The organism is Bradyrhizobium sp. LeoA1Lang (assembly GCF_055413685.1).
Window position 1 is genome coordinate 16640 of record NZ_JBVAPG010000069.1, and the last position, 16955, is coordinate 33594.

Sequence of the window (16955 nt, forward strand, 5' to 3'; positions counted from 1 at the left end):
TATTTTTGAATCGCGTTCAGCAGACCCGCCGCGCGATGCGCAGCGAGCATTTTCGCAGAAAATGCTCTTAGCCAATAAATTGCGCGTATTCTATGCGCAAAACCGGCGTCCACTTTTGCGGAATACGCGCCTACCGCCCTTTGCGATACACCCAGACCCGGGCGGGCGGAAGGTTCATCCAGATCCGCTCGGAAGCTTCTGTGGACACGCCCGGCAGCGATTTCGGGATCGGCGGGACGACCGAATAGGTGAACTGGACGAAGGGAGCGCCCGGCGCCAGCGCCACGAAGGCATCGCGGATCAGCCTTAGGCGGGTGATCATCGGTTTGGTGACCAGAGGCAGGCCAGAAACCATCGCCGCGGCCGGTGCGGGCAACACATCCCAGAGCGAGTCCCGAAGCTTGTAGGCGTCGCCCTGCACCACTTTGGCCTGCGGATAGCGCTCGCGCAGCAGCGCGCAGAAGCTGGGATTGTATTCGACCAGTACGAGACGCTTCTGATCGACGCCATGTTCGATCAGCGCGTTGGTGATCGCACCGGTCCCGGGACCAAGTTCGACGACGGGACCTTCCGATCTGACATCGACATATTGCGCCATCGTGCGCGCCAGCAGCCGGCTCGACGGCATCACTGCGCCAACATGCAGCGGTTTTTCGATCCATGACCGGAGGAAGCGGACCTCGTCGTCGAGACGGGGCTTCTTCAACGGACGCACGGACGATTGCAGGGGCATGTCGCTACCAGGCGGGACCGCGCGAGCGGCTGTCAGAAAACAGTCATAAAGAGGTATAGGTCGAAACCGTTATGGTCAAGCAGATCGCCCACGCATCTGATCCGCCAAACTGTGACGGGGTTTGGCGATAACGCCATGCACCAATTTGGATTTCAGCGCCATGGCGCGCGCTGCCAGGACCACTTCTGCCAGCACGCTAGGTACCCGTCCGAGTGCCGAAGAAGTCCTTGACCTTGGAGAAGAAGCCTACCGCCTCCGGTTGCGTCGCGCCGGAGGAGAGCTTTTCGAACTCCGTCAGCAATTCCTGTTGCTTCTTGGTCAGATTCTGGGGCGTTTCGACCACGACCTGGACATACATGTCGCCGGTTTGACGCGACCGCAGGACCGGCATGCCTTTTGATGCAATGCGGAATCGGCGGCCGGATTGCGTTCCGGCCGGTACCTTCACCTTGGTCTTGCCCTTGTCGATGGTCGGCACATCGAACTCGCCACCCAGGGCCGCGGTGACCATCGAGATCGGCACGCGGCAGTGCAGGTCGGCGCCATCGCGCTGGAAGAACGGGTGCTGGGTCAGCGACAGGAAGATATAGAGGTCGCCGGACGGGCCGCCGCGGACGCCGGCCTCGCCCTCGCCCGCGAGGCGAATGCGGGTGCCATCCTCGACGCCCTGGGGAATATTGACCGACAGCGTCCGCTCGCGCGTGACCCGACCGGAGCCGGAGCAAGACGGACAGGCGTCCTCGATCATCTGGCCGCGACCCTGGCAGCCGGGGCAGGTGCGCTCCAGCGTGAAGAAGCCCTGGGCCTGGCGGATGCGGCCGGCGCCGCCGCACATCGAGCAGGTCTTCGGCTTGGTGCCGGCCTTGGCGCCGGTGCCGGAGCAGGATTCGCAGGTGACGGAGACGGGAATTTCGATCTGCGCGGTCTTGCCGAGATACGCCTCCTCGAGCGTGATCTCCATGTTGTAGCGCAGATCGGCGCCGCGCTCGCGGCCGCCGCTGCGACGCTGCCCGGCCATGCCGAACAGGTCTTCGAAAATATCGGAGAAGGAAGAGGCAAAACCAGCGCCGAAGCCCGGACCGCCACCGCCCATGCCCTGCTCGAACGCGGCATGGCCGTAGCGGTCATAAGCGGCGCGCTTGTCGTTGTCCTTCAGGACCTCGTAGGCTTCGTTGATTTCCTTGAATCTGACCTCGCTCGTGGCATCGCCGGGATTACGGTCCGGATGCCATTTCATCGCGAGCTTGCGGAAAGCCGATTTCAGCTTGGTTTCGTCCGCGTTCCGCTCGACCTCGAGGGTCTCGTAATAGCAGCGCTTGGTAGACATCAGTCAAACCCGCCCGAATTCATCCTCATGCCGGACCATGCGTTCGGCAAGATGCAGTGTTCGGCTTAACGAAAAATGACCCCCATCCATGGAGACGCTTGGCGCGCTCTTGGCATGGGGGTCATCATCCTACGCCCGTGTCTTAAGCAGACTTTTTGTTCTTGTCGTCGTCGACCTCGGTGAACTCCGCGTCGACGACATCATCCTTCGCAGCGTCCTTGGCGGCATCGCTTTCGGCCTGCTGCTTGTACATGGCTTCGCCGAGCTTCATCGAAGCCTGCGCCAGCGCGTTGGTCTTGGCCTTGATCGCTTCGGCATCATTGCCCTTCAGCGCTTCCTTCAGGTCGCTGACGGCGTCCTCGATGGCACGGCGCTCGGTCTCGGCGACCTTCGAGCCATGCTCGGCCAGCGCCTTCTCGGTGGAATGCACCAGCGCGTCCGCATGGTTCTTGGCGTCGACGGCCTCACGCCGCTTCTTGTCCTCGGCCGCGTTGGCCTCGGCGTCCTTGACCATCTTCTCGATGTCGGTTTCGGAGAGGCCGCCGGATGCCTGGATCCGGATCTGCTGCTCCTTGCCGGTCGCCTTGTCCTTGGCCGAGACGTTGACGATGCCGTTGGCGTCGATGTCGAAGGTCACCTCGATCTGCGGCATGCCGCGCGGGGCCGGCGGAATGCCCATCAGGTCGAACTGGCCGAGCATCTTGTTGTCGGCCGCCATTTCACGCTCACCCTGGAAGACGCGGATGGTGACCGCGTTCTGGTTATCCTCAGCGGTCGAGAACACCTGGCTCTTCTTGGTCGGGATCGTGGTGTTGCGGTCGATGATGCGGGTGAACACGCCACCCAGCGTCTCGATGCCGAGCGACAGCGGGGTCACGTCGAGCAGCAGGACGTCCTTGACGTCGCCCTGCAGCACGCCGGCCTGGATCGCAGCACCGATGGCGACGACTTCGTCCGGGTTGACGCCCTTGTGCGGCTCCTTGCCGAACAATTGTTTCACCACTTCCTGAACCTTCGGCATGCGAGTCATGCCTCCGACCAGCACCACCTCGCCAACTTCAGCGGCGGTGAGGCCGGCATCCTTCAGCGCCTTGCGGCAGGGCTCGATGGTCTTCTGGATGAGTTCGTCAACCAGCGCCTCGAACTTGGCGCGGGTCAGCTTCATCGTCAGATGCTTCGGCCCGGTCTGGTCGGCCGTAATGAAGGGCAGGTTGATCTCGGTCTGCGTCGTCGACGACAATTCGATCTTGGCCTTCTCAGCGGCTTCCTTCAGGCGCTGCAAGGCAAGCTTGTCGTTGCGCAGGTTGATGCCCTGCTCCTTCTGGAATTCGTCGGCGAGATAGCTGACGAGCCGCATGTCGAAGTCTTCGCCGCCGAGGAAGGTGTCGCCGTTGGTCGACTTCACCTCGAACACGCCGTCACCGATTTCCAGGATCGAGATATCGAAGGTGCCGCCGCCGAGGTCGTACACGGCGATGGTGCCGGACTTGGTCTTGTCGAGACCGTAAGCGAGCGCGGCCGCGGTCGGCTCGTTGATGATGCGCAGCACTTCAAGACCCGCGATCTTGCCGGCGTCCTTGGTGGCCTGGCGTTGCGCGTCGTTGAAGTAGGCGGGAACCGTGATGACGGCCTGATCGACCTTCTGGCCGAGATGCGCTTCCGCGGTCTCCTTCATCTTCTGCAGGATGAAGGCGGAGACCTGGGAGGGCGAATAGGTCTTGCCGTCGGCCTCGACCCAGGCGTCGCCGTTCGATGCCTTGACGATCTTGTAGGGGACAAGCTTCTTGTCCTTCTCGACCATCGGGTCGTCATAGCGGCGGCCGATGAGGCGCTTCACCGCAAAGAATGTCCGTTCAGGATTGGTCACCGCCTGGCGCTTGGCCGGCTGACCGACGAGGCGCTCGCCATCATCGGTGAGGGCGACGATCGACGGCGTCGTCCGCATGCCCTCGGAATTCTCGATGACCTTCGCGTTCTTGCCATCCATTACAGCAACGCACGAATTCGTGGTGCCGAGGTCGATCCCTATGACCTTTCCCATGGTTCTGATTTCCTTCTCTTCTCTAAGGCAGGTTGGCTGGGCCCTGGCGGCGCACCGAACCGAACCCCCACACGTTCAAATGCTCGCGATATTGCGACGATGAGGCTCATATAGGAGGGGGGGTAAGGCCTGCAAGGACTGGACGCAACCTTGAGACCTGAAAAGACTGACGTTTGAAAGATTGTGTCAGCCCGGGCCGGGATCGGCTTGGGCCCGGCTTGGTCCTTGGGCCGACATTAACGAATGCGCAAGAAAGCTGCGACATTGCACCCTGCGCCATCAGGCGGCATGAAGCCGCCCGCCCCTGTCGTCGGGCCATCAAAACCGCTAAAAGCGGGCCAACTGAACGAGGCCCGACAGCTTGCGGCCCGCGCCGGCCGCCCATCGAACGGCTTCAATGCCAAACCCGGTAGATCCTTGACATGAACCCCATTCGCCTCCTCGCCGCGGTCGCCCTGTTCATTGCCGCCGCATTTCCCGCCTTTGCCGCGGACGTGGTCTTTCCGCCGGGCGCCCGGGTCGGGATGAAGCCGCTGGTGGGGCTCAATCGCGCGAAAACCTTCACCGGCTTCGAGACCGAGGACCAGGGTGTCAAGGTGCTGGTGACCGACCTGCCGGCGGAGGCCTATGGCGAGGTCGCCAATGCCTTCAAGGCGAACCCGGGCGGCGCCGGCGGGATCAAGCCGGAGAGCATCGAGACAGCGGCCGGCCTTGCCTATTACACGGTCGAGAATGCCAAGGATGGCGCCGGCGGCGTGCGGCGCTATTCGATGATCCTGCCCGGCCCGACCTTCTCCGGCTACATCGCCATGCAGGTCCCGGAGAATGCCGCCAGGATCTATACCGACGACGCCGTCCGCCAGATGTTTTCGACCGCAGCGATCCGGGATCAGGTTCCGGTCGACGAGCAGCTCGGGCTGATGCCGTTCAAGATAACCGAACTGGCGAACTTCAAGAACGTCCGCACGCTGGCGCCCGGCGCCGCGCTGATCGTCGCCGATGGCGACGAGAAGAGCGGGTTCGAGGTGGCGCCCTTCATGATCATCGGCATCATCGGCTCGACCGCGGCCTCTCCCGATGATCGCGGCCGTTTTGCCCAGCAAATCGCGACCACGATCCCCGGCGTGCGCGACGGACGGATCACGATGTCGGAGCCGATCCGCATCGATGGCCAGCCCGGCTACGAGACACGGATCGATGCGGTCAGCGGCAAGGACAACACGCCCGTTACCATCGTGCAGTGGCTGCGGTTCGGTGCACAGACCTCGCTGCGCATCATCGGCTCCTCGCCGCGCGATCAATGGTCGACCGCGTTCCCGCGCTTCCGCAGCGTGCGCGACGGAATTCAGCCGCGATAACATCGATCTCTGCCGGCCTCTGTCGAGGCCGGCATCAACCGCGTTGCATCAGCCGATGCGTTGAGCAGATTCAGTTTTGCTGTGCGGCCGAAGCCGGCGCGGTCTTTGCGCCGCCCTTGGAGACACCGACGAGCGCCGGACGCAGCACGCGATCGCCGATCGTGTAGCCGGCCTGTACCACCTGCACCACCGTGCCTGAGGGCACGGAGGGATCGGGAACCTCGTACATCGCCTGCTGGAAGTTCGGATCGAACTTCTCGCCGGTGGGATCGAATTTCTTGACGCCGTTCTTCTCCAGCGTGGCGTGCAGCGAACGCTCGGTCAATTCGACGCCCTCGATCAGGGCCTTCAGCCCAGGGTCGGCGGCCGCCTTGGCCTCCGCCGGGACAGCATCGAGGGCACGCTGCAGATTGTCGGCGATGTCGAGGATGTCGCGGGCAAAGCCGGTGATGCCGTAGGCGCGCGCGTCCGCGATCTCGCGGCTGGTGCGCTTGCGCAGGTTTTCCATCTCGGCCAGCGTGCGCAGCGTCCGATCGCGCGCTTCGTTCAGCTCCTTGGTCAGGGCCTCCGCCGATCCCTGCTCGGGATCGTCGGGCATGACGTAGGGCTTCGAGACCACGGGCTCGCCGGTCTGCGCCGGGTTCTCGGCGTTGTCGTTCGGCCGGTTCGGATCGGTCATGGCTTGCCTTTTCGAAAAATCGCGTCTGGTCAACATGTAAGGGATTGGCTGGCCGGGATATCGTGCTTTGGGCAACGAAAATCAAGCGCAACCAGCCCGGTTTCGAGGATTCGAGCATGATCCGGAAAAGTGGAAACCGGTTTTCCCTCGCGACAAACGCGAAGCGTTTGCGCGGAGATCATGCTCAAACAAAGAGATGAGATCATGATCTAACCGCCCAGGATCCTACTGACGAGGCGCGCGGCATAGTCCACGGTCGGGATCACCCGCGCATAATTCAACCGGGTCGGCCCGATCACGCCGAGCACGCCCACGATACGGCCCGCGCCGTCGCTATAGGGCGCAACGATGGTCGAGGACCCCGACAGCGAGAACAATTTATTCTCCGACCCGATGAAGATCCGCACGCCATCGGCGCTTTCCGCGCGCCCCAGAAGGTCGATCACGCCGCGCTTGGTCTCGAGATCGTCGAACAGCGACTTGATGCGCTCGAGATCCTCGAGCGCATGCAAATCCTCCAAGAGATTGGCGTGCCCACGCACGATGAGATGCCGGTCTTCATTGTCGCCACCGGACCAGCTTGCGAGCCCTGCCGAGATCACCTTCTGCGTCAATTGATCGAGGTCCGCACGACTTTGTGCCAGCGCGGTCTCGAGCTCAAGCCGCGCTTCGGCGAGCGTACGCCCGAGGATGCGCGCATTGAGGAAGTTGGTGGCCTCGATCAGCGCCGAGGATGGAACACCCGGCGGCAAGCCCAGCACCCGGTTCTCGACTTGCCCGTCCTCGCCGACCAACACCACCAGCGCACGTTCCGGCTCGAGCCGCACGAACTCGATATGCTTCAGCCGCGCGTTGGACTTCGGCGTCAGCACCACGGCGGCGGCGCGGGTGAGGCCGGATAGCCGGATCAGAGCCTCGTCGAGCGCTGCCTCCACCGACTGCGCGCGGCCGACGGTAGCCAATTGGCTTTGGATCGATTGCCGTTCCGCCTCGGTGAGGTGGCCGACCTGCATCAGCGCATCGACGAAAAAGCGCAGGCCCAATTCGGTCGGCAGCCGGCCGGCGGAGGTATGCGGCGCGTAGATCAGGCCGAGCTGCTCGAGATCGGACATCACATTGCGCACCGAGGCCGGCGACAGCGGGAGCGCGATCAGGCGCGAGATGTTGCGCGAGCCGACCGGCTCGCCGGTCGCCAGATAACTTTCGACGATTTGACGGAAAATGTCGCGCGAACGCTCGTTGAGCTGGGCAAGCCCGGCGTGCGGCGTGATCAAACCGACCGGTTCGTGTTGAGCCACAATAACTCCAACTCCCTCACAACTGCCTCTAATTTGACCATCCACACGCCCGCTGACAAGCGTGCATTACCGCCCGGGAGCCGGCCAAAAAGCTTGCCGCTACGCCTGCCCGCTCCTACAAGCACCGCCAGCCATATCGCTCGAATTCCCGGAGGATTCCCATGCGGCCAAGCCGCCGTGCACCCGACGAACTGCGCCCCGTCTCACTGGAACGCGGCGTGGTCAAATATGCCGAGGGTTCCTGCATGGTGAAATTCGGCGACACCCATGTGCTGGTCACTGCGACCCTGGAAGACCGTCTGCCCCCGTGGCTGAAGGGCCAGGGCCGCGGCTGGGTGACCGCCGAATACGGCATGCTGCCCCGTGCGACGCTGGAACGTACCCGTCGCGAGGCCTCCGCCGGCAAGCAGGGCGGCCGCACCATCGAGATCCAGCGCCTGATCGGCCGCTCGCTCCGCGCCACGGTCGACCTGGAAGCGCTGGGCGAACGCCAGATCACTGTTGATTGCGACGTGTTGCAGGCCGACGGCGGCACGCGCACCGCCTCGATCACCGGCGCCTGGGTCGCGCTCGCCGACTGCATCAACTGGATGAAGGCCCGCAACATGCTGAAAACCAACGTGTTGCGCGACAACGTCGCGGCCATCTCCTGCGGCATCTATAACGGCACGCCGGTGCTCGACCTCGACTATGCCGAGGATTCGGAAGCCGAGACGGACGCCAATTTCGTGATGACCGGCGACGGCCGCATCATCGAGGTGCAGGGCACCGCGGAAAAGACGCCGTTCTCGCAGGACGAGTTCCTGGCGCTAATGGGGCTGGCGCGCAAGGGTGTGGCGCGGCTGGTCGACTTGCAGAAAATGGCGGTGTCGTAGTCAATAGGCCATGCACCGCCGAATCACTGGAAAGCTCGTGATCGCGACCCACAATCCCGGCAAGCTTGCCGAGATGCGCGAATTGCTGGCGCCGCAGGGCGTGGAGGCGATCTCGGCGGGCGATCTCGGACTTGGCGAGCCCGAGGAGACCGGCGACAGTTTTCGCGCCAATGCCGCGATCAAGGCGATCGCCGCAGCCAAGGCCGCCGATCTTCCGGCATTTGCCGATGATTCCGGGCTGGCGGTCGATGCGCTGGACGGTGCCCCCGGCATCTATTCGGCGCGCTGGGCCGGCGAAAACAAGGATTTTGCCGCCGCGATGACGCGGATCGAACGCCTGTTGCAGGAACGCGACGCGACCGCGCCCCACCGCCGCAGCGCGCATTTCGTCTCCGCGCTCTGCGTCGCCTGGCCGGACGGACATCTCGAAGAGGTCGAGGCGCGCGCCGATGGAACCTTGGTGTGGCCGCCGCGCGGCACCGCCGGCTTCGGCTATGATCCCATGTTCCTGCCGGATGGCCATACCCGCACCTTCGGCGAGATGACGAGCGTCGAGAAGCACGGGCTGCCACCGCTCGGGCTCGGCCTGTCGCACCGGGCCCGCGCCTTCGTCAAGTTGGCGGAGATATGCCTTGACTGACCGGGACCAGGCAGCCTTCGGCGTCTACGTGCACTGGCCGTTCTGCCTGTCGAAATGCCCGTATTGTGATTTCAACAGCCATGTCAGGCATGCGCCGATCGACGAGGCGCGGTTTGCTCGCGCCTTTGCGCGCGAGATCGAGACGACCGCGGCGCGCGTCCCCGGCCGTGAAGTGTCCTCGATCTTCCTCGGCGGTGGGACGCCGTCATTGATGCAGCCGCAGACGGTCGGCGCGATCCTGGATGCGATCGGCAAATATTGGCGCGTCGCGTCCGATGTCGAGGTGACGCTGGAAGCCAACCCGACGAGCGTCGAAGCGACGAGGTTTCGCGGCTATCGCAGCGCCGGCGTCAACCGCGTGTCGCTCGGCGTGCAGGCGCTCGACGACGCTTCGCTGAAGGCGCTGGGGCGGCTGCACACCGCGCGCGAAGCGCTCGATGCGGTCGCCGTCGCGCGCCAGTCTTTCGATCGCTATTCCTTCGACCTGATCTACGCCCGGCCCGATCAGACCCCTGCGATGTGGGCCGACGAGCTGAGGCATGCGATCGCGGAAGCTGCCGAGCATCTCTCGCTCTATCAGCTCACGATCGAGGAAGGCACGCCATTCTTCGGCCTGCATGCCGCGGGCAAATTGCAGACGCCGGACGAGGCCGTCGCACGCGCGCTTTACGACGTGACGCAAGAAGTCTGTGTGCAAGCAGGCCTGCCGGCCTACGAGATTTCCAATCACGCCCGCCCCGGCGCGGAGTGCCGGCACAACCTCGTCTATTGGCGTGGCGACGAATATGCCGGGATCGGCCCGGGCGCGCATGGCCGCCTCGACATCAACGGCCGCCGTCACGCCACCGCAACGGAGAAGCGGCCGGAAGCCTGGGTGATGCGGGTCGAAACCAATGGCAGCGGCGTCGTCACCGACGAGGTGCTCAATAGCGAAGAGCGCGCCGACGAATTCCTGCTGATGGGGCTCCGTCTCGCCGAAGGCATCGACCCCGAGCGCTATGCGTCGCTTTCCGGCCGCGTACTCGACCCGCGCCGCATCGCGCTGCTGCGCGAAGAGGGCGCTATCATCGTCGACACCGACGGACGGCTGCGCGTGACCAAGTCAGGTTTCCCGGTGCTGGATGCCGTGGTGGCGGATTTAGCCGCATAGTGACGTGCAGTTCGTAGCCCGGATGGAGCGCAGCGCAATCCGGGGTGTCTGCATTAGAGCGTTTTCCGAGCGAAGTGGACACCGGTTCGCGTGAAGAAAACGCGTCAAAATAAGAATCTAGAGCTTCGGTTCTGATTCAATCAGAACCAAAAATGCTCTAGCTCGCGACAGAATCCCGGGTTGCGCTGCGCTTCACCCGGGCTACGGCAGCTTCTTCACGCCCCAAAGCTCTTCGGTGACCCCGCGACCGCTTGCGTGCCGCCGCTGGCGACTTTCATCACCGCAAGTCCGCGCTCGTTGGTGCCGTCGGCGCGGAAACGGAACAGGCCGTCAATACCGGCAAAGCCGGAGGGATTGGTCAGCGTTTCCTGCTGGAAGCGCTGAGCGCCTTGCGTTCGCGCCAGTGCGGCCACCAGCGCAACGGCATCATAGGCGAGCGTCGCGGTGCGCACGGGTTCGGAGCCGTATTTGCTGCGGTAACGACCGGCGAAGGCGCGGAAGCCGGACGGATCCGGCGCGGCAAACAGGCCGCCTTGCAGCGCCTGGCTTGCGAACACGCGCGGATTGTCCCACAGGCCTGTCCCCAAGAGCTGGATGTTGCGCAGATTGGCGCCGGCTGCGGTCAGCGCGTCTGCCGTCGCCACCACCGAATCACCGTCATCGGCGAGCAACAGCGCGTCGGCCTGCGCGAGCGACTGCGCCACTGTACGTGCCGGCGTGGCGCGATCGGCGCCGTATTTTTCGAATGCGACGACGCGGCCCTTGCGACCGGCCACCTGCTTGAACGCCGCCTCGACCACATTGCCATAGGCATTGTCGGGCACCAGCGCGGCAAAGGAGCGCTTTCCGATACTCGCGGAATATTCGACGATCCGGTTGATGTCGGACTCCGGCAGGAAACTCAGGAGATAGACGCCGCGTCCCGCCACGCTCGAATCCGTCGAGAACGCGATTACTGAGATACCGCGCCCGCGCGCCACCTGGGCGACGGCCGGCACCGACTGGGCGAACAGCGGGCCCAGGATGATCTCCGCGCCCTCGCCGATCGCCTGCTGCGCGCCCTGGGAGGCGCCTTGCGGACTGCCGCCGTCGTCCTTGATCAGGAGCTGGATATTCGGGTTCTGGAATTCCGCCAGCGCCAATTCGGCGGCGTTCTTCATCGACTGCCCGGCGAGGCCGGCATTGCCGGCCGCCGAGAGCGGCAGGATCAGCCCCACTTTGACCTGCCCGTTGCCGATCGCCTGCGGCTGCTGTTGCGGGCCGGCGGGCGCTTCCGGCTGCGACGGGCTCGACGGACTGGTAAACTGGCTAAGGGTCTGCTGCACCCCCGAGCAGGCGGCCAGCAAGGGAGCACCCAGCATCAGGCCAAGTGCTGTCCGGCGGGTCGCGGCGGAACCTTGCAGACCCGAGGATTTTGGTTTGCGACTATGCGGGCCCACCATCTCGTCTCTTCTCTTGACCAGCCGTGCTCGGGCCGGGATTCCAACTGCCGAACAAATGGGGGATGGAATCAGGCATATTGTCGGCGAATAGTTAACCAAAACAACGGGATTATCCCCATGGCGAATTGCCGGCTGTCGACCGTGAACCCCTCACCAAATGCGCAGCACAGCCGCCCTCACTCTGCAAGACGCAAGCACGTTATGGCGCCGGCGCTCCCCCACTCTTCGTTCGAGCACGATCTTTGGGAAAACCGGTGTCCACTTTTCCGGATCATGCTCTAGATTGGCATTATGCGCGCAAAAGCCAGCTCAAGATACGGTGCTGACGCCGGGATGGACGTCCCCAACAGGACATTTTCCATCGGCGGTCATGTGCTGACTGCGCCAAAGCCGGTTCCCGGCCTCCATCTGGTCGCAACACCAATCGGAAATCTCGCCGATATCACCCTGCGCGCGCTGGGGACGCTCGCCGGCGTCGACCTGATCGCCTGCGAGGACACCCGCATCACCCGCCGTTTGACCGAGCGTTACACGATTACGGCCGAGCTGACCCCCTACCATGAGCACAATGCGGCCCAGGCCCGGCCAAGAATCCTGCAGAGGCTGGCCGAGGGCGCCGCGATCGCGCTGGTCTCCGACGCCGGCACGCCGCTGATTTCCGATCCCGGCTTCAAACTGGTGCGCGAGGCCTGCGCCGCCGGGCATCACGTGATCGCGGTGCCCGGGGCGTCATCGGTGCTGACGGCGCTCTCGGTCGCGGCGCTGCCGACCGACCGCTTTTTCTTCGAGGGTTTTTTGCCTACGAAGGAACAGGCCCGGCGCACGCGCCTCGTAGAGCTCGCCAGGATCGATGCAACGCTGGTGCTGTTCGAATCCGGCAGCCGCGTGCAGGAGACGCTGGCCGACCTCGCCGCGATCATGGGCGGACGCGATGCCGCGATCTGCCGCGAGCTGACGAAACTGCACGAAGAGATCAGGCGCGCCCCGATCGCCGAACTGGCAGCAGGAAAAGACGACCTGGAGACGCGCGGCGAATTCGTGCTGGTGATCGGTCCGCCGCCGGCGGATGCGCAGACGATGGGGCAGGATCAGCTCGACGAACTGCTGCGCACCTCGCTCCTGCGCGACAGCGTCAAGGATGCGGTTGCGCATGCAGTCGAGCTTTCCGGCCGGCCACGCCGCGAGGTCTATGCTCGCGCGCTCGAACTCGCAAAAGAACGGCGGGGCGACGATGGCGAAGAGTGATGACGTGCCGCCGGACGCAATCGCAAAGCTCGCTTCGCCCGAACGGGTCGCTGCGTTCCGCACCGGGCTGTCGGCGGAAAGCCGCGCTGCGGTCTATCTGATGGCCAAGGGTTATCGCGTCCTCGCCAAGCGTTTCCGCACGCCCTATGGCGAGATCGACCTGGTGGTGCGCAAGCGCAACCTGCTCGCCTTCGTCGAGGTCAAGGCCCGCGCCAGCTTTGATGAGGCCGCCTATGCCGTCACGCCGCGCCAGCAGCAGCGCATCATTGCGGCCGCCCAGGCCTGGCTGATGACGCATCCCGAACATGCGGAATTCGACATGCGTTTCGACGCCATGCTGATTGCGCCCAAGCGTTTGCCGCGCCATCTGTTGGCGGCGTTCGACGCCAGCGCATGACTTCCTCGAGAGACCGGACCCAAAGCCCATGAAATTGAACGTCGCCGTCCAGATGGATCCCATTGAGCGCATCAACATTCGCGGCGATTCGACGTTCGCGCTGCTGCTCGAAGCGCAGAAGCGCGGCCACGGCATTTCCTATTACACACCGGACAAGCTCTCGCTGCGCGGCGATGAGCTGGTGGCGCCGGTGCAGATTCTTTCCGTGCGCGACGAGGTCGGCGATCACTTCACGCTTGGCGAGCCCAAGCGCGAGCCGCTGACCAATTTCGACGTGATCCTGCTGCGGCAGGATCCGCCGTTCGATCTCGCCTACATCACCTCTACGCATTTCCTCGAGCGTATCCACCCGAAGACCCTGGTCGTCAACAATCCCGCCAGCGTCCGTAATGCGCCGGAAAAGCTGTTCGTGATGAATTTTCCGCAGTTGATGCCGCCGACCTTGATCTCGCGCGACCTCGACGAGATCAACGCGTTCCGCGACGAGCATGGCGCCGTCGTCATGAAACCGTTGCACGGCCATGGCGGCGCCGCGGTGTTCCGCGTGATGCCGCAGGACATGAATTTCGGTTCGCTGTTCGACATGTTTACGGTGACGTTCAAGGAGCCATGGGTGATCCAGCGCTTCCTTCCCGAGGTCAAGCATGGCGACAAGCGCATCATTCTGGTCGATGGCGAGTTCGCCGGCGCCGTCAACCGCGTGCCTGCGGCGGACGACCTGCGCTCCAACATGGTGCGTGGCGGCGCGGCGCAGTCGACCGAGCTGTCCGATCGCGAGCGCGCGATCTGCACAACCCTTGGCCCGGCGCTGCGCGAGCGCGGCCTGTTGTTCGTCGGCATCGACGTGATCGACGGCTATCTCACCGAGATCAACGTCACCTCGCCGACCGGCATCCGCGCCATTGCGCGGCTCGGCGGCCCGGACGTGGCGGCCAGGATCTGGGACGTCATCGAGGCGAAGCGCGCAAAATCTTAGGGCGCGTCTGCCTTTCTTCCGCTCTGAGACCTCTTGTCAGCTTGCGACGGCGAGCGCAGCATGGCGTTGCTCGCCTTCAGGTCGTGGGGCAGGACCTGCTCGCGGGCGGCAACGCGATGATTGCCAAAATATAACTCGATAAAAATCGTGGAGGAAAAGCATGACAATCAACGTCTCGCGAAGGTCCCTGCTCGCGCTCGGCGCCGGCCTTGGTGCAAGCACGCTGCTCGGGAGCAGCGCGCTGGCACGCGCGCCGAAGCTCGGCACGCAAACGCCGTATTGGCACCGCTTCATTCTAGGCGATGCCGAAGTCACCGTCGTTTCCGACGGCCCGCTGCCGCTTGGCGATCCCTCCGGCACCTTCACCGGCGTGCCGAAGGAAGAAGTGAAGAAGATGCTGTCGGACAACTTCCTCTCGCCCGACAATGTCGTGCTGGAGCAGAATTCGCCGATCGTGAACACCGGCGACAAGCTGATCCTGTTCGACACCGGCATGGGCACTTCGAAAGCGTTCGGTCCGACCACCGGCCGCCAGCAGAAGAGCATGGCGGAAGCCGGCATCAAGCCGGAGGACATCGACGCCGTCGTCTGCTCGCATGCGCATATCGACCACATCGGCGGCATCGTCGGTGCCAACGACAAGCCGCTGTTCCCGAACGCGCAGGTCTATATCGCCCAGAGCGATTTCGATTACTGGACCGATGAAGGCAAGATGGGCAGCCCGCTGAAGGACTTCGTCGTTCACGCGCGCAAGAATCTGCTGCCGGTCCGCGACCGCCTGGTGTTCTTCAAGGACGGCCAGGAATTCCTGCCCGGCGTGCAGGCGATTGCGGCGCCCGGCCACACCATCGGCCACCACATCTTCATGGTGAGCTCGGCCGGCAAATCCTTCGCCTTCCTCGGCGACCTCTCGCACCACGCCGTGCTGCTGCTCGAGCGGCCGCGGATGGAATTCTCCTACGATACCGACCCGAAACAGGCGGCGGCCTCGCGGGTGAGGCTGCTGGAGATGCTGGCGGCCAACAAGACCCCCGTGATGTCCTACCACTTCGCCTGGCCCGGCTACGGCCATGTCGCCAAGGTCGGCGACGGCTTCCACTATTATCCCGAACCGATGCAGATGACGCTGTAAGCTGCGTGGGCTCCGGGACAGCGGAAAAGCGGCCCCGGAGCCCACGTTCCCGTAATGTTCTTGCGCTTGGCGTTGCCTTCGGCTACCCTCGATTGTGGCAAGGGGGCAGCATGGTTCAACGCGTTTCCACCGTCGCTTTCGAGGGGATCGAGGCTCGTGCGGTCGACGTGCAGGTGCAGGTCGCGCCGGGACTACCGGCTTTTGCGATCGTAGGCCTGCCGGACAAGGCGGTCTCCGAGGCGCGGGAGCGGGTTCGCTCGGCGCTGATCGCCTCCGGCCTCGCCCTTCCGGCGCGCCGGATCATCGTCAATCTAGCGCCGGCCGACCTGCCAAAGGAAGGCAGCCACTACGACCTGCCGATCGCACTCGGGCTGATGGCGGCGATCGGGGCCATCCCGCCGGATGCGCTCAACGGCTTCACAGTGCTGGGCGAACTCGGGCTGGACGGCTCGATCGCTCCGGTTGCGGGCGTCTTGCCGGCGGCGATCGGCGCCAATTCGCGCGACGAGGGGCTGATCTGCCCCGCGGCCTGCGGCTCCGAAGCGGCGTGGGCGAGCCCAGACATCCAGATCATCGCAGCACACTCGCTGATCCAGATCGCCAATCACTTCAAGGGCACGCAGGTGCTGTCGCGCCCACAGCCGAAGGTGCATGAGCAGAAGGAGACGCTGCTCGACCTGCGCGACATCAAGGGTCAGGAAAGCGCCAAGCGGGCGCTCGAGATCGCAGCGGCCGGCGGGCATCATTTGTTGATGATGGGCTCGCCCGGCGCCGGCAAATCGATGCTGGCGGCGCGGCTGCCCTCGATCCTGCCGCCGCTGTCGCCGTCGGAACTTTTGGAAGTGTCGATGATCGCGTCGGTGGCCGGCGAGATCCGCGACGGCGCCTTGACCGCGCGGCGGCCCTTCCGCAGCCCGCATCATTCCGCCAGCATGGCTGCGCTCACCGGCGGCGGCATGCGCGCCAGGCCCGGCGAAATCTCGCTGGCGCATCAGGGCGTGCTCTTCCTCGACGAACTGCCGGAATTCGATCCACGCGTGCTGGATTCGCTGCGCCAGCCGCTGGAGACGGGCGAGGTTTCGGTTTCGCGTGCCAATCACCGCGTCACCTATCCGGCGCGCTTCATGCTGGTGGCGGCGATGAACCCGTGCCGCTGCGGTCATGCCTATGAGCCCGGCTATGCCTGCAAGCGCGGACCCATCGACCGCTGCACCGCCGATTACCAGATGCGCATCTCAGGCCCGCTGATGGACCGCATCGATCTACGGATCGAGGTGCCGGCGGTGACCGCCGCCGACCTGATCCTGCCGCCGCCTGCCGAAGGATCGGCGGAAGTGGCGGCGCGGGTCGCTGCGGCGCGCGACGTCCAGCTTGCGCGCTATGCCGCCGCCGGCATGCCGAACGTCCGCACCAATGCGGAAGCGCCGGCATCGCTGCTTGAGACCATCGCCCAGCCGGACGCGCAGGGGCAGAAGCTGTTGCGCGATGCCGCCGAGACCATGCGCCTCACCGCGCGCGGCTATCACCGCGTGCTGCGCGTCGCGCGCACGCTCGCCGATCTCGACGGCACGGAGAAGATCGGACGATTGCATCTCGCGGAGGCCCTGTCCTACCGCGCGCTCGCCGACGACATCAGGCGCGCGGCGTAAAGCGTCCAGCAGC

At 64.5% G+C, this 16955-nt stretch carries 15 protein-coding genes; 9 read left to right on the plus strand and 6 right to left on the minus strand.

Features of this window, described 5'->3' with window-relative positions:
* Positions 1-130: 130 nt before the first annotated feature.
* From ACZYOF_RS22725 to dnaK, 3 genes are all read right to left on the minus strand, one after another.
* Complete coding sequence (locus tag ACZYOF_RS22725; RefSeq protein ID WP_130578026.1) at positions 131-733, minus strand: class I SAM-dependent methyltransferase; 603 nt, start codon at positions 731-733, stop codon at positions 131-133.
* A gap of 196 nt (positions 734-929) precedes the next feature.
* The gene (gene dnaJ / locus ACZYOF_RS22730) at positions 930-2060 is read right to left on the minus strand and encodes a molecular chaperone DnaJ (RefSeq protein WP_282531402.1); all 1131 of its coding nucleotides are present in this window, start codon (positions 2058-2060) and stop codon (positions 930-932) included.
* A gap of 142 nt (positions 2061-2202) precedes the next feature.
* The gene (gene dnaK, locus ACZYOF_RS22735; protein WP_130225528.1) at positions 2203-4101 is read right to left on the minus strand and encodes a molecular chaperone DnaK; all 1899 of its coding nucleotides are present in this window, start codon (positions 4099-4101) and stop codon (positions 2203-2205) included.
* Positions 4102-4523: 422 nt separating this feature from the next.
* On the opposite strand from dnaK, the gene ACZYOF_RS22740 reads away from it, so the two are divergent.
* Positions 4524-5459, plus strand: a complete 936-nt coding sequence (locus tag ACZYOF_RS22740) for a hypothetical protein (RefSeq protein ID WP_130578028.1) — start codon at positions 4524-4526, stop codon at positions 5457-5459.
* Positions 5460-5529: 70 nt separating this feature from the next.
* On the opposite strand, the gene grpE is transcribed toward ACZYOF_RS22740, so the two are convergent.
* Together grpE and hrcA are read right to left on the minus strand one after the other, a co-directional pair.
* Positions 5530-6138, minus strand: a complete 609-nt coding sequence (gene grpE, locus ACZYOF_RS22745) for a nucleotide exchange factor GrpE (RefSeq protein ID WP_028164802.1) — start codon at positions 6136-6138, stop codon at positions 5530-5532.
* Positions 6139-6347: 209 nt separating this feature from the next.
* Complete coding sequence (hrcA, locus tag ACZYOF_RS22750) at positions 6348-7436, minus strand: heat-inducible transcriptional repressor HrcA (protein WP_282531403.1); 1089 nt, start codon at positions 7434-7436, stop codon at positions 6348-6350.
* A gap of 161 nt (positions 7437-7597) precedes the next feature.
* Here hrcA and rph point away from each other — a divergent pair, with 161 nt between their 5' ends.
* Genes rph through hemW form a run of 3 tightly spaced genes read left to right on the plus strand, consistent with a single transcriptional unit; the run spans position 7598 to position 10101 of the window.
* Positions 7598-8311, plus strand: coding sequence for a ribonuclease PH (rph, locus tag ACZYOF_RS22755; RefSeq protein WP_130578030.1), 714 nt, complete (start codon positions 7598-7600; stop codon positions 8309-8311).
* Positions 8312-8321: 10 nt separating this feature from the next.
* The gene (rdgB, locus tag ACZYOF_RS22760; RefSeq protein ID WP_463717172.1) at positions 8322-8951 is read left to right on the plus strand and encodes an RdgB/HAM1 family non-canonical purine NTP pyrophosphatase; all 630 of its coding nucleotides are present in this window, start codon (positions 8322-8324) and stop codon (positions 8949-8951) included.
* Positions 8944-10101, plus strand: a complete 1158-nt coding sequence (gene hemW / locus ACZYOF_RS22765) for a radical SAM family heme chaperone HemW (RefSeq protein ID WP_463717173.1) — start codon at positions 8944-8946, stop codon at positions 10099-10101. The genes rdgB and hemW overlap by 8 nt, the downstream gene beginning before the upstream one ends.
* Positions 10102-10316: 215 nt before the next feature.
* Here hemW and ACZYOF_RS22770 read toward each other — a convergent pair whose 3' ends face one another.
* Positions 10317-11543, minus strand: a complete 1227-nt coding sequence (locus ACZYOF_RS22770) for a penicillin-binding protein activator (protein ID WP_282531404.1) — start codon at positions 11541-11543, stop codon at positions 10317-10319.
* A 291-nt stretch (positions 11544-11834) separates the two neighbouring features.
* On the opposite strand from ACZYOF_RS22770, the gene rsmI reads away from it, so the two are divergent.
* The 5 genes from rsmI to ACZYOF_RS22795 all read left to right on the plus strand — a co-directional run bounded on the left by rsmI (position 11835) and on the right by ACZYOF_RS22795 (position 16942).
* Complete coding sequence (gene rsmI, locus ACZYOF_RS22775) at positions 11835-12788, plus strand: 16S rRNA (cytidine(1402)-2'-O)-methyltransferase (protein WP_463717174.1); 954 nt, start codon at positions 11835-11837, stop codon at positions 12786-12788.
* Positions 12775-13185: a YraN family protein gene (locus ACZYOF_RS22780; protein WP_463717175.1), complete on the plus strand. Its 411-nt coding sequence runs from the start codon at positions 12775-12777 to the stop codon at positions 13183-13185. The genes rsmI and ACZYOF_RS22780 overlap by 14 nt, the downstream gene beginning before the upstream one ends.
* A 28-nt stretch (positions 13186-13213) precedes the next feature.
* Positions 13214-14161: a glutathione synthase gene (gene gshB, locus ACZYOF_RS22785; RefSeq protein WP_463717176.1), complete on the plus strand. Its 948-nt coding sequence runs from the start codon at positions 13214-13216 to the stop codon at positions 14159-14161.
* A 160-nt stretch (positions 14162-14321) separates the two neighbouring features.
* Positions 14322-15293 carry an MBL fold metallo-hydrolase gene (locus ACZYOF_RS22790; RefSeq protein ID WP_463717177.1) on the plus strand — a complete coding sequence of 324 codons (972 nt, stop codon included), beginning with the start codon at positions 14322-14324 and terminating at the stop codon, positions 15291-15293.
* A 110-nt stretch (positions 15294-15403) separates the two neighbouring features.
* Positions 15404-16942, plus strand: a complete 1539-nt coding sequence (locus tag ACZYOF_RS22795; protein WP_282531408.1) for a YifB family Mg chelatase-like AAA ATPase — start codon at positions 15404-15406, stop codon at positions 16940-16942.
* Positions 16943-16955 lie beyond the last annotated feature (13 nt).

Coding starts and splice junctions, on each gene's coding strand:
- ACZYOF_RS22725 (WP_130578026.1), bottom strand. CDS start 733: ATGCCCCTGCAATCGTCCGTGCGTCCGTTGAAGAAGCCCCGTCTCGAC.
- dnaJ (WP_282531402.1), bottom strand. CDS start 2,060: ATGTCTACCAAGCGCTGCTATTACGAGACCCTCGAGGTCGAGCGGAAC.
- dnaK (WP_130225528.1), bottom strand. CDS start 4,101: ATGGGAAAGGTCATAGGGATCGACCTCGGCACCACGAATTCGTGCGTT.
- ACZYOF_RS22740 (WP_130578028.1), top strand. CDS start 4,524: ATGAACCCCATTCGCCTCCTCGCCGCGGTCGCCCTGTTCATTGCCGCC.
- grpE (WP_028164802.1), bottom strand. CDS start 6,138: ATGACCGATCCGAACCGGCCGAACGACAACGCCGAGAACCCGGCGCAG.
- rph (WP_130578030.1), top strand. CDS start 7,598: ATGCGGCCAAGCCGCCGTGCACCCGACGAACTGCGCCCCGTCTCACTG.
- rdgB (WP_463717172.1), top strand. CDS start 8,322: ATGCACCGCCGAATCACTGGAAAGCTCGTGATCGCGACCCACAATCCC.
- ACZYOF_RS22770 (WP_282531404.1), bottom strand. CDS start 11,543: ATGGTGGGCCCGCATAGTCGCAAACCAAAATCCTCGGGTCTGCAAGGT.
- rsmI (WP_463717174.1), top strand. CDS start 11,835: ATGCGCGCAAAAGCCAGCTCAAGATACGGTGCTGACGCCGGGATGGAC.
- ACZYOF_RS22780 (WP_463717175.1), top strand. CDS start 12,775: ATGGCGAAGAGTGATGACGTGCCGCCGGACGCAATCGCAAAGCTCGCT.
- gshB (WP_463717176.1), top strand. CDS start 13,214: ATGAAATTGAACGTCGCCGTCCAGATGGATCCCATTGAGCGCATCAAC.
- ACZYOF_RS22790 (WP_463717177.1), top strand. CDS start 14,322: ATGACAATCAACGTCTCGCGAAGGTCCCTGCTCGCGCTCGGCGCCGGC.
- ACZYOF_RS22795 (WP_282531408.1), top strand. CDS start 15,404: ATGGTTCAACGCGTTTCCACCGTCGCTTTCGAGGGGATCGAGGCTCGT.